Source organism: Streptomyces sp. PA03-1a (assembly GCF_033792805.1).
Classification (GTDB): domain Bacteria; phylum Actinomycetota; class Actinomycetes; order Streptomycetales; family Streptomycetaceae; genus Actinacidiphila.
Window position 1 is genome coordinate 1 of sequence record NZ_JARAVO010000279.1, and the last position, 11,790, is coordinate 11,790.

10 protein-coding genes are annotated in these 11,790 nt (G+C 73.2%); 7 read left to right on the plus strand and 3 right to left on the minus strand.

What is annotated here, in order from left to right; genetic code table 11:
- Positions 1 to 26: 26 nt before the first annotated feature.
- Positions 27 to 860, minus strand: coding sequence for a class I SAM-dependent methyltransferase (locus PV341_RS39325; protein ID WP_500327197.1), 834 nt, complete (start codon positions 858 to 860; stop codon positions 27 to 29).
- Positions 861 to 1,163: 303 nt separating this feature from the next.
- On the opposite strand from PV341_RS39325, the gene rpsA reads away from it, so the two are divergent.
- From rpsA to PV341_RS39355, 6 genes are all read left to right on the plus strand, one after another.
- Positions 1,164 to 2,660 carry a 30S ribosomal protein S1 gene (rpsA, locus tag PV341_RS39330; protein ID WP_499511262.1) on the plus strand — a complete coding sequence of 499 codons (1,497 nt, stop codon included), beginning with the start codon at positions 1,164 to 1,166 and terminating at the stop codon, positions 2,658 to 2,660.
- A gap of 146 nt (positions 2,661 to 2,806) precedes the next feature.
- The gene (locus PV341_RS39335; protein ID WP_500327198.1) at positions 2,807 to 3,742 is read left to right on the plus strand and encodes a PAC2 family protein; all 936 of its coding nucleotides are present in this window, start codon (positions 2,807 to 2,809) and stop codon (positions 3,740 to 3,742) included.
- Between the two features lie 41 nt (positions 3,743 to 3,783).
- Positions 3,784 to 4,386, plus strand: a complete 603-nt coding sequence (gene coaE / locus PV341_RS39340) for a dephospho-CoA kinase (RefSeq protein ID WP_500327199.1) — start codon at positions 3,784 to 3,786, stop codon at positions 4,384 to 4,386.
- A 68-nt stretch (positions 4,387 to 4,454) separates the two neighbouring features.
- A complete protein-coding gene (locus PV341_RS39345) occupies positions 4,455 to 5,399 on the plus strand; it encodes a slipin family protein (protein ID WP_500327201.1) in 945 nt (314 codons plus the stop codon).
- Positions 5,400 to 5,491: 92 nt separating this feature from the next.
- Positions 5,492 to 5,860 (plus strand): tetratricopeptide repeat protein, encoded by a 369-nt coding sequence (locus tag PV341_RS39350; RefSeq protein WP_500327202.1) that lies wholly within the window; start codon positions 5,492 to 5,494, stop codon positions 5,858 to 5,860.
- A 147-nt stretch (positions 5,861 to 6,007) separates the two neighbouring features.
- Entirely contained in the window at positions 6,008 to 9,112 is a 3,105-nt protein-coding gene (locus PV341_RS39355; protein ID WP_500360305.1) for an alpha-N-acetylglucosaminidase, read from the plus strand.
- On the opposite strand, the gene PV341_RS39360 is transcribed toward PV341_RS39355, so the two are convergent.
- Positions 9,105 to 9,935 carry an N-formylglutamate amidohydrolase gene (locus PV341_RS39360; protein WP_500360302.1) on the minus strand — a complete coding sequence of 277 codons (831 nt, stop codon included), beginning with the start codon at positions 9,933 to 9,935 and terminating at the stop codon, positions 9,105 to 9,107. The genes PV341_RS39355 and PV341_RS39360 overlap by 8 nt on opposite strands.
- A 66-nt stretch (positions 9,936 to 10,001) precedes the next feature.
- Positions 10,002 to 10,571, minus strand: a complete 570-nt coding sequence (locus tag PV341_RS39365) for a methylated-DNA--[protein]-cysteine S-methyltransferase (RefSeq protein ID WP_500360303.1) — start codon at positions 10,569 to 10,571, stop codon at positions 10,002 to 10,004.
- 186 nt (positions 10,572 to 10,757) lie between these two features.
- Between PV341_RS39365 and PV341_RS39370 the strand changes: the two genes are divergently transcribed.
- Entirely contained in the window at positions 10,758 to 11,696 is a 939-nt protein-coding gene (locus PV341_RS39370; RefSeq protein WP_500327206.1) for a hypothetical protein, read from the plus strand.
- Positions 11,697 to 11,790: the final 94 nt, after the last annotated feature.

Below are 11,790 nucleotides of genomic sequence, written 5' to 3' on the forward strand. Positions count from 1 at the left end.
CCGCAGGCCCGCGGGGCGGGGGGTGGTCACGGGGCGACGCAGACGAAGATCGCGGTGCCGGGGATGATCCGGCCGCGCAGCGGGGACCAGCCGCCCCATTCGGCGGTGTTCCAGGCGGGCCATTCGGGTTCCACGAGGTCGACGAGGTGGAAGCCGGCGGCGGCGAGTTCGCGGACGCGGTCGCCGAGGGTGCGGTGGTGTTCGACGTAGACGGCGTGTCCGCTCTCGTCCTGTTCGACGTAGGGGGTGCGGTCGAAGTAGGAGGCGGAGGCGGTGAGTCCGTCGGGGCCGGGTTCGTCGGGGAAGGCCCAGCGGATGGGGTGGGTGACGGAGAAGACCCAGCGGCCGCCGGGGCGCAGGACGCGCCGGACCTCGCGCATGACGTGGGCGGTGTCGGCGATGAAGGGGAGGGCGCCGTAGGCGGAGCAGGCGTGGTCGAAGGAGGCGTCGGCGAAGGGGAGGGCGCCGGCGTCGGCCTGGATGAGGGGGAAGGGGCTGTGGCCGTCGTCGATGCGGCGGGCGTGCTGGAGCTGGCGGTGGGAGAGGTCGAGGGCGACGGGCCGGGCGCCGTGCGCGGCGAGCCAGCGGGAGCACTGGGCGGCGCCGGCGCCGATCTCCAGGACGGACGCGCCCTTGAGTCCGGCGGCGGGTCCGAGGAGGTGGAGCTCGTCCTCGGTTGCTCCTTCCGGGCCCCAGACGAAATCTCCGTCGCCGAGGAACTCTCCGTGGTCGTTCTGGTACTCGTCGGCGTTGCGGTCCCACCATCCGCGGTTGGCTCGGCTGCTCTCCGTGGCGCCTGCGACACGGCGCGTGGCCTCGGGTTCTTCGGGGAAGGGCCGGGGGGCCGGTGCTTGGATCATTGCGCTGGTCGTCGTACCCTCTGTGGTGACCTGTGGCTGCGGTGCCGCCGCAACACGTCTATGTGCCAGTGCCCGGTACGGGGTGTTACGCCCGTGGTGCGCTCTTCGTGCATTGACCGTGCCCGGCTGCCCCCGTATGCTACAAGTTGCGCTGCGAGCCTGCGCGCCTCGGACGGAGCAGGCTGCGCTCACATCTGTTGTAAACCTCTCGGCCTCTGGGCTGTCCGGAATCGGCAGGAGCGAAACGGGCTTACGGCGTAGCAGTACCTACGACTTCATGTCCGTACCGGAGCCCTTTTCCTAATGACGAGCAGCACCGAGGCCCAGGCCCCTCGTACCACCCCGCAGGTGGCGGTCAACGACATCGGTTCCGAGGAAGCCTTCCTCGCCGCGATCGACGAGACGATCAAGTACTTCAACGACGGCGACATCGTCGACGGCGTCATCGTGAAGGTCGACCGGGACGAGGTCCTGCTCGACATCGGTTACAAGACCGAGGGTGTCATCCCCTCGCGCGAGCTTTCGATCAAGCACGACGTCGACCCCAACGAGGTCGTCGCCGTGGGCGACGAGATCGAGGCCCTGGTCCTCCAGAAGGAGGACAAGGAGGGCCGTCTGATCCTGTCCAAGAAGCGCGCTCAGTACGAGCGTGCCTGGGGCACGATCGAGAAGATCAAGGAAGAGGACGGGATCGTCACCGGTACCGTCATCGAGGTCGTCAAGGGTGGTCTCATCCTCGACATCGGCCTCCGTGGCTTCCTCCCCGCCTCGCTGGTCGAGATGCGCCGTGTCCGCGACCTCCAGCCGTACGTCGGCAAGGAGCTCGAGGCCAAGATCATCGAGCTGGACAAGAACCGCAACAACGTGGTCCTGTCCCGCCGTGCCTGGCTGGAGCAGACCCAGAGCGAGGTCCGTCAGACCTTCCTCACCACCCTCCAGAAGGGTCAGGTGCGCTCCGGCGTCGTCTCCTCCATCGTCAACTTCGGTGCCTTCGTGGACCTGGGTGGCGTGGACGGCCTGGTGCACGTGTCGGAGCTGTCCTGGAAGCACATCGACCACCCCTCCGAGGTCGTCGAGGTCGGCCAGGAGGTCACGGTCGAGGTCCTGGACGTCGACATGGACCGTGAGCGTGTCTCCCTGTCGCTGAAGGCGACCCAGGAAGACCCGTGGCAGCAGTTCGCCCGCACCCACCAGATCGGCCAGGTCGTGCCCGGCAAGGTCACGAAGCTGGTGCCGTTCGGTGCGTTCGTCCGCGTGGACGAGGGCATCGAGGGTCTGGTCCACATCTCCGAGCTGGCCGAGCGCCACGTGGAGATCCCGGAGCAGGTCGTCCAGGTCAACGACGAGATCTTCGTCAAGGTCATCGACATCGACCTCGAGCGCCGTCGCATCAGCCTCTCGCTGAAGCAGGCCAACGAGTCCTTCGGTGCCGACCCGGCCTCGGTCGAGTTCGACCCGACCCTGTACGGCATGGCCGCGTCCTACGACGACCAGGGCAACTACATCTACCCCGAGGGCTTCGACCCCGAGGCCAACGACTGGCTCGAGGGCTACGAGACCCAGCGCGAGGCGTGGGAGCACCAGTACGCCGAGGCGCAGTCCCGCTTCGAGCAGCACCAGGCCCAGGTCATCAAGTCCCGCGAGGCCGACGCCGAGGCTGCGGCCGCGGCCGGCGAGGCGGCTCCGGCCGGTCCGACCGGTGGCTCGTACTCCTCGGAGTCCGGCGACCAGTCCGGCGCGCTCGCCTCGGACGAGGCGCTGGCCGCGCTCCGCGAGAAGCTGGCCGGCGGCCAGAGCTGATCGCAGGGCGTATCGCCCACGCACCACGGAAGGACCCGCTCTCCTGTTGGAGGGCGGGTCCTTCCGCGTTGCGGGGTCCGGTGGGAATGCGCGGGCTGTGCGGTCCGTTGCACCGAGAGTTGAGAAGACCGAGGGAAGGGTGCGCAGTGCTGGATCCGCAGGGGCTGTACGCATACGAGCCGGGCGGGGCAGAGGCGGTCGACGAGGCGTTCGGTGAGACCGGACCCGTGCTGCTGTACCACTTCGACGGGTACATCGACGCCGGGGAGACCGGCGGGCAGGTCGTCGAGGAGTTGCTGGAGCGGCAGGAGCACCAGGTGGTGGCGCGTTTCGACGCGGACCGCCTGGTGGACTACCGCGCGCGCCGTCCGCTGATGACCTTCAAGCGGGACCGCTGGACGGCGTACGACGCGCCGGAGATCGCGTTGCGGCTGGTCCGCGACAGTACGGGCAGCCCGTTCCTGCTGCTGTCGGGCCAGGAGCCGGACATCGAGTGGGAGCGTTTCGCCGCCGCGGTGGTGCAGGTCGTGGAGCGGCTGGGGGTACGGCTGGCGATCAACTTCCACGGCATCCCCATGGGCGTGCCGCACACCCGCCCGGTGGGGCTGACGCCGCACGGCAACCGGCTGGACCTGGTGCCGGGGCACCGCAGCTGGTTCGACGAGGCGCAGGTGCCGGGCAGCGCGGAGTCGCTGGTCGAGTTCCGGCTGGCGGAGGCGGGCCGTGATGTGCTGGGCCTGGCCGCGCACGTGCCCCACTACCTGGCGCGTTCGGGTTACCCGGACTCCGCGCTGACGGTGGTGGAGACGCTGACGGCCGCCACCGGACTGGTGCTTCCGCAGGTGGCGCACGCGCTGCGGATGGAGGCGCACACGGTGCGCGCCGAGATCGACCGGCAGGTCGCCGACGGTGACGCGGAGCTGGTCGCGGTGGTGCAGGGCCTGGAGAACCAGTACGACGCGCTGGCGGGCGGCGGCAGCCGGCAGAACCTGATCGCCGAGCCGGTCGAGCTGCCGTCGGCGGACGACCTTGCGGCGGAGTTCGAGCGCTTCCTGGCCGACCGTGAGGACGACGGCTCCTGACCCGGATCGTGGGTGTGCGGGGGCACCGGTAGTCTCGCGCCATGGTCAAAGTGGGGTTGACGGGCGGGATCGGTGCGGGCAAGAGCGAGGTGTCGCGGCTGCTGGCCTCGTACGGGGCGGTGCTGGTCGACGCCGACCGGATCGCGCGCGAGGTGGTGGAGCCGGGCACGCCCGGGCTGGCGGCGGTGGTCGCCGAGTTCGGCGAGGGGGTGCTGGCCGCGGGCGGCGCCCTCGACCGGCCGAAGCTGGGCGCGATCGTCTTCTCCGACCCCGAGCGGCTGCGGGCGCTGAACGCCATCGTCCACCCCCTGGTCCGGGACCGTTCGGCGGCGCTGGAGCAGGCGGCCGGCCCGGACGCGGTTGTCGTGCACGACGTGCCGCTGCTGGCGGAGAATGCCCTGGCACCGCTGTACGACGTGGTCGTGGTGGTGGACGCCGCACCGGAGACCCAGCTGGACCGGCTGGTGCGGCGGCGCGGCATGGCCGAGGAGGACGCCCGGGCCCGGATGGCGGCCCAGGCCACCCGGGAACAGCGGCTGGCGGTCGCCGACGTCGTGATCGACAACGACGGGCCGCTGGAGGCGCTGGAGCCCCAGGTCCGGCAGGTGTGGGAGCAGTTGCGTCAAAAGATCGTCAAGAGCTGATCCGGAATCCTCTCCGTGGACGTCTGTGGAGCAGTAGCGTCGCTCCACCGCGGACAGAGGGGGCTGGGATGGAAGCCGTGTCGGCAGCGATCGGGATCGCCGTCGTGGTGCTGGGACTGGGTGGTCTCAAGAGCAGTTTCCGGGTGATCAAGCAGTACGAGCGGGGCGTGGTCTACCGCTTCGGGCGGGTGCGGCCGCAGGCCAAGCAGCCCGGGCCGCGCCTGCTGGTGCCGCTGGCGGACCGGATGACCAAGGTCAACATGCAGGTGGTGACCATGCCGGTGCCCTCGCAGGAGGGCATCACCCGCGACAACGTCTCGGTCCGGGTGGACGCCGTGCTGTACTTCCGGGTCATCGACCCGGTCAAGGCCACGGTGGACGTGCAGAACTACCAGTTCGCGATGTTGCAGGTGGCCCAGACCTCGCTGCGCTCGGTGATCGGCAAGAGCGAGCTCGACGACCTGCTGTCGGGGCGCGAGGCGATGAACGAGGGCCTGGAGCTGATGCTGGCCACGCCTGCCGTCGGGTGGGGCATCCACATCGACCGCGTGGAGATCAAGGACGTGGCCCTGCCGGAGTCGATGAAGCGGTCGATGGCGCGGCAGGCCGAGGCAGACCGCGAGCGCCGGGCGCGCATCATCACCGCCGACGGCGAACTGCAGGCCTCGCAGAAGCTCGCGCAGGCCGCGGCCGCGATGGACGGCACGCCCGCGGCGATGCAGCTGCGCCTGCTGCAGACGGTCGTGGAGGTGGCCGCGGAGAAGAACTCGACGCTGGTCATGCCGTTCCCGGTGGAGATGCTGCGCTTCTTCGAGCGGGCGTCGGGTGGCGAACGTCCGGCCGCCGAGCCGGCCCCTGTTCCTGCCCCGGCACCTGACCCCGCCGCGGCTGTGGAGCCGCCGCGGCCCGTCGCCGAGGTCGGCGGCGCGGCGCCGGCGGCCCTGGAGGCGCCGAAGGACCCGGCGGGGCCCACGGTGCCGGCGGAACGGCGCCCGGCCGACGAGGAGGCCTGAGCGACCACCGGGGTGTTCCGCCGGGGAATGCATATGCGGATGGTGATGTTGGGTAGTTGTGAGCTGTTGAGCGCCCGGGGAAGGAGGCGGCTGTGCCCGAGCAGAGCCCCGAGAACCACGTCATCGACTTCCGTGCGGCCGAGCAGCTGCTGGCGGTCCGCGACGCCCGTGGGGCGGTGAAGCTGCTGGACTCGGTCATCGCCGCCCACCCGGAGAACACCGCGGCGCGGCTGCTGCGCGCGCGGGCCTTCTTCCTGTCCGCGCAGCTGCGCCCGGCCGAGCTGGAGTTCCAGGTCGTCCTGGAGCGCGAGCCGGACAACGCGTACGCGCACTTCGCCCTCGGCCGCACCCTGGAGCGTTCCGGCCGCTCCGACGAGGCGCTGCGGCACTTCCGGCTGGCGGCGGCGCTCGACCCCAAGCCCGACTACCTGCAGGCGGCCCGCTTCCCTGGTCCGGCGTGAGCCAGGGTGGGTAGTCCGTCCGCTTTTACGGCGAACATCCCTCGCGTCACATTGATCCGTATCGTCACTCCCGTTACCGTTCCGGGGCACGCGTTCTGACGCAGCCTCAACTGTCGGGAGCCGGCCGTGACTCGAGTGACCAGGCGGATGCTGCTGGGTTCCGCCGCCGCGACCGCGACGGGCGCGGTGTTCGCGACGGGGGCGGCGGGCGCGACCACGGCCGCTGCCTTCGACACCGCTCCCGCACGCGCCGCGCTGGGCCGGCTGCTGCCACGGCACGCGGGGCAGTTCCGGTTGGTCGCGCAGGGCCGGGGGAACGGCGGCAAGGACGGCGAACGGTCCGACCGCTTCCGGATCGCGGGTGCGCGGGGCCGTATCGAGGTGGCCGGTACGTCCCCGGCCACACTGCTGTGCGGCGTGCGCTGGTACCTCAAGCACGTGTGCGGTGTGGGCGTCTCCTGGGTGGGCGACAGCCTGGACGCCCTGCCCGCGACGCTCCCGGCGCCACCCCCGGGCGGCATCGCCCGCCGCGCCACCGTGCCGCACCGCTTCGTGCTCAACGACACCAACGACGGGTACACCGCCCCCTACGCCGACTGGTCGCGCTGGGAGCGCTTCATCGACGTCCTGGCACTGCACGGCTGCAACGAGGTGCTGGTGGTGGCCGGTGCGGAGGCCGTGTACCGGCGCGTGCTGCGCGAGTTCGGCTACTCCGACAAGGAGGCCCTGGCCTGGCTGCCGGCCCCGTCCCACCAGCCGTGGTGGCTGCTGCAGAACCTCTCCGGGTACGGCGGCCCGTTGACCGCGGGCATCGTCGACGCCCGCGCGGCGCTGGGCCGCAGGATCACCGCGCGGCTGCGCGAACTGGGTATGGCCCCCGTGCTGCCGGGCTACTTCGGCACCGTCCCGGACGGCTTCGCCGGCCGCAACCCCGGGGCGCACGTCGTCCCGCAGGGCACCTGGCACGGCTTCGCCCGCCCGGACTGGCTCGACCCGCGCACCGGCGCATTCGCCGCGGTGGCCGCCTCCTTCTACCGCCACCAGAAGCAGCTGTTCGGCGAGGCCGCGTACTTCAAGATGGACCTGCTCCACGAGGGCGGCACCGCGGGCGGGGTCCCCGTGGCCGCGGCCGCCCGCGGCGTCCAGGCGGCGCTGCGCGCGGCGCACCCCCGCGCCACCTGGGTGATCCTCGGCTGGGAGAAGAACCCGCGGGCCGACCTGCTGGAAGCGGTCGACAAGGAGCGGACGCTCGTCGTGGACGGCGTCTCCGACCGGTTCGCCTCGGTCACCGACCGCGAGCGGGACTGGGCGGGCACCCCGTACGCCTTCGGCTCCATCCCCAACTTCGGCGGCCGGACGACGATCGGCGCCAAGACCCACGTGTGGGCGGACCGCTTCTTCAGCTGGCGGGACAAGCCCGGCAGCGCCCTGGCCGGCACCTGCTACCTCCCGGAGGCCGCCGAACGCGACCCGGCAGCCTTCGAGCTGTTCTGCGAACTGCCCTGGCACGAGCAGCGGGTGGACCTGCCGACCTGGTTCGACACCTACGCGCGGACCCGTTACGGCACCGAGGACGGCCAGGCACGCGTCGCCTGGCAGTCGCTGCGCCGCACCGCCTACCGGCACGACGCGCTGGAGCGCGCCGACGCCCACGACAGCCTCTTCACCGCCCGTCCCTCGCTGACGGCCGACTCCAGCAGCGTGTACGCGCCGAACGCTCTTACCTACGATCCCGCCGCCTTCGACGCGGCGTTCGCCGCGCTGCTGGCGGTGTCCGCAGGGGCACGCGGCCGCGACGCCTACCGCTACGACCTGACCGACGTCGCCCGGCAGGCCGTCGCCAACCGCAGCCGGCAGCTCCTGCCGCAACTGCGCGCAGCGTTCGCGCGCGGCGACGCGGCGGTCTTCCGCCAGCTGTCCGAGCTCTGGCTGCGGCTGATGCGGCTGGCCGACGAGGTCGCGGGCGGCCACCGGGCCTTCCTGCTCGGCCCCTGGCTCGCGGAGGCCCGGGCCTGGGGCGGGGCGGACGCGCAGCGCGCCGAACTCGAGCGCACCGCCCGGGTGCTGACCACCACCTGGGGCGGGCGCGCGACGTCGGTGTCGCTGCACGAGTACGCCAACCGTGACTGGAACGGGCTGGTCGCGGACTTCTACCTGCCGCGCTGGCGGACCTTCCTGGACGAGTGCGCGGCGGCCCTCACCACCCGCCGCACCCCGCGGGCCGTCGACTGGTACCGCGCCGAGGAGCCCTGGACGAAGCGCGCCAGGCGCTACCCCACCCGGCCCACCGGCGATGCGCACACGCTCGCCCGGCGGGCCTACGAGATCCTTGCCGCGGCCCCCTACCAGGGCACGCTGACCGTGACCGCGGACCCGGTGACGCTGGTGCCGGGCGGCCGGGCCGTGGTCACCGCGGAGTTCGCCAACACCAACGGGCTCGCCCCCACCGGCACGGTCGGCTTCTCCCTGACCACGGACGGGGTGCGGGCCGCACCGCGCGGGGCGCTGTCGCTGCCGCGCGTGGCGGCCGGTGGCACCGGCCGTGCGACCTGGCACGTCACCGCGCCCGAGGCCCGCCCCAAGCGGCCGCTGTCGCCGCTGCGGTACGAGGCGCGGGCCGCGTACGAGCCGGTGCCCGGCGGCGCGCGGGTGCCCGCGGTGGCCACGGGGGACCTGTACGTCGCGGGCCCGCTGGACCGTGCGTACCGGACCGTCAACGGCACCGGAGCGGTGTTCGGGCAGCTCGGCGACCGCTTCGCCATCGACGGCGCCGGGCGCGACCTGTGGAAGGGAACGGCCGAGTTCGCGGCGGTCCTGCGGCCCGGCGCGCTGCGCGACGGCGGGTCGGTCACCACCCGGGTCGACAGCCAGGCCGAGACCGCCGCATGGGCGCGGGCCGGCATCGTCGTCCGCGACGACCTCGACGACCCGGCCGCCCCGGGCTTCCTGAACCTGGCGGTGAGCCCCGGGCACGGGGTGACGCTGTCGTACGACTCCGACGGCGACGGCCGGCTGAACCGCTACCGGCGGCTCGCCGGTGTGCGGGCCCCGGTGCTGCTGAGGCTGCGCCGCAGGGGCCGCGCGTACACGGGGGAGTGCAGCACCGACGACGGGACGACGTGGCGGAAGGTCGCGACCGTGACCGTTCCGGCGGCGGCCCGGACCCAGGACGTGGGGCTCTTCATGACCGCGGGGAACGGTGGCACGGGCGACCACGGCCTGGTGGAGTTCACGGGCTTCCGCGTCACCTGAGGCCGCCGGTTCCGCTGCCACCGCCGGTTGCGCCGCCCCTGCCCACGGCGGCGACGAGGGCGGCCAGGGCGTCACCGAACCGGTCCAGTCCCTCGCCGGGGGCACCACCGGGCTCGCTCATGTACCCGTCCCTGCGGATCTCGACCATCAGCGCCGAGACCTCGCGGACCTCGCCGTAGTGCTTCAACGGCACATAGGTGCCGGCGAACGGCGAGTCGAGACCGACCTCGCCGCACGGCGCGAAGGCCTCGCGGGCGGCGTCCAGCAGCCAGGCCGGGGTGTGGAAGGCGTCGGTGCCCAGGCAGACGGCGGGCCGGGGCCCGTCGCCGTGCAGCTCGTAGGGGAGCGGCGCGCCGGGGTAGGAGTGCACGTCGATGACGACCGCTCGCCCGGTGGCCTCCAGCCGGTCCTGCACGGCCGCCGTCATGGCGGCCGCGTACGGCTCGAAGTAGGCGTCCAGCAGGGCCCGTTCGTGCCGGGGGTCGGGCTCGCGCAGCGGCGCCCCGTGCGAGGTGCGGGTGTAGACGGCGCCCATGCCGACGGCCCGCATCTCCTCCCGCTCGTCCGGGAACCGCTCGGGGTCGACGACCAGCCGCGACAGCCGGTTGGTGAACCGCCACGCCCGCGTCCGTCCGGCGGCGCGCGCCGCGATCAGGTCGGTGTACGAGTCCGTCATGTGGTCGAGCTCGGCCGCCAGTCCGGCGTCGTCCAGGAGGATGCGCTCACGGACGTGCCCGGGCACGGCGCGGGCGCTGTGCGGGACGTGGAGGAGCACCGGCGAGTCCGGCGCGCCCTCGGCGATGCGGAAAGTCGATTCGTCCATTTCTCCACCCCTCCCCGGCCCCCGCCGGTGTGACCTGCCGTCCAGCACGGCGGTGTTGAGGAACCGTCAGAACAGCGGCTCCGGCAGGACGCCCTCCAGGGCCAGCAACGCGCGCTTGATGTCGAGCATGCGCAGGCCCCCGCCGAAGCCGCCGATGCCTCCGTCGCTCTCCAGGACCCGGTGGCACGGGACGACGACGGGCAGCGGGTTGGCGCCCATGGCCACCCCGACGGCCCGGGCGGCGCCCGGCTCTCCGACCCGCTTGGCGAGGTCCTGGTAACCGACCACACTGCCGAACGGGACGCCGGCCGACAGCTCGCGCAGCACACGGCGGTTGAAGCCGGTCGTCAGCGACCAGTCGAGGTCGAGGTCGAAGGTCTGGCGCGTCCCGGCGAAGTACGCCTCCACCTGGCGTATCGCCTCGTCCAGCCGGGCCCCCGCGGGCCCGGGCCTGCGGGCGGGCGCGGCGCCCAGCCGGGAGCAGATCCGCTCCAGCACGGCGGGCGCCTGCTCCTCCCCGGTCCGGAAGGCGACGTGGACCAGGCCCTGCCCGGTCGCGGCGAGCAGCAGCGGCCCGACCGGTGCCTCCAGCACCGACCAGGCGACCTCGGCGGAAGGGGTCCGTGGTTGCGTCACGCTCCCCAGCGTAGGACGGGGCACTGACAGCCGGTCCCGGCCGGGGTCCCGCCGGAGAGGGGTCCCACCGGGGCCCGGGACGGCCACGGCAACCGGCCGCACGCCCCGCCACCCGGGAGGGTGGCCGTTCTCGACAGGTCTGTCACAAGCGGTGGTCGACCGGTTACGAGGGGGGATGGGGCGCGCATGACGCGAAACGACTTCACCCCGGCCGTCCGCCGGCTCGCCCGTGAACAGGACCGGGTCGCCACCGTCGCCCAACTCGCCGCCGTGGGCGTGCCGCAGAGCAGGCTGCGGGAGTGGTGCCGCCCCGGCGGCCGGTGGCAGCGGCCGCTGCCCCGGGTGGTCGTCCTCCAGCCCGGTCCGCTCACCGCCGCGCAGCGGTCCAGGGCTGCCCTGGCCTTCGCCGGGTACCCGCAGGTCCCGGCCATGATCACCGGCGTGGCGGGGCTCGCCCTGCACGGCGTCGCCGTGGCCGCGCCGCCCTGCGGGCTCCCGGTGGTGGACGTGCTCGTCCCGAGCGAGCGCCGCATCCGCACGCACACCTGGGTGCGGGTCCACCACGGCCGCGGGCTCCCCGTGGCCGACACCGTGGACGGTGTGCCCGTGGCCCCGGTGGCCCGGGCGGCGGCCGACGGCGTACGGGAGTCCATCGACCCCGAGTGGGCCCTGGACGTCGTCCGCGAACTGGTCATAGCGCTCGGCGTGCCCGCTCCAGCGCTCGCCGCGGAACTGGGTGGCGCGGTGCTCGCCCGGCGCCCCGCCGTGGCCGCCCTGCTCGACGCCATGGATCCCGGTCCGCGCGCCGCCTCCGCCGGGCCCATGGCCCGCGCCCTGGTGGCCCGGTCGGGACTCAGGCAGCCGCTGTGGCGTCCCACGCTCCAGTTCGACGGCGCCTTCCTGGCCTCACCCGACGCGTACTGGGTGCGCGACGGCCTCGTCCTGGACCTCGGCCCGGGGACCGGGCGCGGCCGACTGGAGTCGCTGGGCCTGCGCGTGCTGCGGGTCGCGCCCGCCGCGTTCACCCGCAGCCCCGCCGAGGTCGTCGCCGCCCTGCGCACCGCGCTCGCGGCCGGACCGTACGGGCCGCTGGACCGCATCACGGCACTGCCCGGGGCGATGTGACGTACGGGTGTCCGCGCGATGAAGTCGCCATGAGGCGGCCGCGCGGGGCGGGCCGGCGAGCCTAGCGTGTGTCAGCACGGGGGACGGAAGGAAG